1 protein-coding gene and 1 pseudogene are annotated in these 1511 nt (G+C 71.3%); both read left to right on the forward strand.

Annotated features, from left to right (window positions below; translation table 11 throughout):
• Nucleotides 1–208, forward strand: a pseudogene (locus tag QOL99_RS16985) (metallophosphoesterase); the annotation flags it as partial.
• A 302-nt stretch (nucleotides 209–510) separates the two neighbouring features.
• A complete protein-coding gene (locus QOL99_RS16990) occupies nucleotides 511–1413 on the forward strand; it encodes a hypothetical protein (RefSeq protein WP_285525562.1) in 903 nt (300 codons plus the stop codon).
• Nucleotides 1414–1511 lie beyond the last annotated feature (98 nt).

A 1511-nucleotide genomic window follows, 5' to 3' on the forward strand; every position in this document is an offset into this window, starting at 1 on the left:
CAGTCCGCCCTACCCCCCCAACCCGCTGACCGAGGTGATCGAGGCCGCGCGGCCCGACCTGATCGTGTACGGGCACCTGCACGGGGTCCCGCCCGAGCGGGCGCTGCGGCACTGGGCGGGGATTCCGGCGCATCTGGTGGCCGCCGACGGGCTGCGGTTCCGGCCCCGGCTGCTGCTGGACCTGCCTTCCGCCGCTCCGGGCTCCTGAAGGGTCCGGGCATGCGCCGTTGGCGTTCCACGGATTGGGTCCGTCCCGTTCGCGAACGGGGACAACACCGGCCCTGCCAGCCCCAGGCCCGGAACCCGCTTCTCTGCCTCTCGCTCTGGTGCGCCGTTGGCGTGAACGCACGCCCCTGGGGACGCGCCACTCCTTGGCTTTGCCAGTCCGCTCGGATGGAATCACTGCGTCAACGCTTGGGGAGTCCATGTTAAGAAAGCGGGACGCTCCGGGCAGGCGTCCCGAGGCCCGGAAACCCCGTCCCCGCCGCTATGCTGACCGTGGAGGCATGTTTGCAGGACCTCGAGAAAGTTCAGGACCGCCTGGTCGCCACCCGCTCGGTGCGGGCGGTCGCTCAGGCTGGTAGCCACGGCACGGACGACGCCTGGTCCGGGAGCCAGCCGACGCTGGTGGCCTTTGAACGTGGCCTGCTCTCGGCGCAGTTCGAGACGCGGGCGGGCGTGACCGTTCACCGCTATCCCTACGAGAAGCTGGAAGCGTGGCGCACCTGGGACGTGGCCCGCGAGGAGGCCCCGGTCGCGCTGCTGGCGACCAGCCGGGTGGTGTACGACCCCACCGGGCACTACGGCCGCATTCAGCGCACCCTCTGGACCCTCAACGAGGAGCGGCTGGCCGGGCACCGCGAGGACCTGCTGGGCCGCGCCGCCGAGCGGCTGGACACGGCCCGCCGCACCCTGACCGGCCCCGGCCACGGGGTGCAGGAGCAACTGCTCGCGCTGGCCGAGGCCCGGACGGTGGCGGTCGAGCTGCTGTACCCGGCGCTGCTGACCCACATTCATGGCTGGCCCGAGTTCGCCCTGCGGCTGCCCCACGCGTGGCGGGCGGCGGCGGGCCTGCGCTTTCCGAAAGCGGTCTACCACCTCGACCAGTTGTACGGCTTCGGCGGCGAGGAGGAAGCCCGCCGGGTGCTGCTCGCCACACGGGGGCTGGGGATGGTCGAACATGAGAAGCGGGCCCGCGCCGCTTTCCAATCAGGGTATTACGACGGCGCCGTGCGTCTGCTGCGCGACGAGGCGGCCCGGCTGCACCGCGCGGACCTGGAACGCTGGAGTTACCTCAGCAGCCCACGCCGCGACAAGCTGGGCACCCTGCTGGGCGTGACCCGCAGTCCCCTCGGCCCGGCGGCCCTGACGCTGGCGGGCGAGCTGCTGCAAGACGCGCGGGAAGGCCAGTAGGCCCGTCAGCGACGGACGACGAGAAAACCCCGCGCTGAGGCGGGGCTTTTTGCTGGTGGGTCGTGTAGGACTTGAACCTACAACCCGCTGATTAAAAG

The sequence above is a fragment of the Deinococcus rhizophilus genome, assembly GCF_030271215.1.
Taxonomy (GTDB): Bacteria; Deinococcota; Deinococci; order Deinococcales; family Deinococcaceae; genus Deinococcus; species Deinococcus rhizophilus.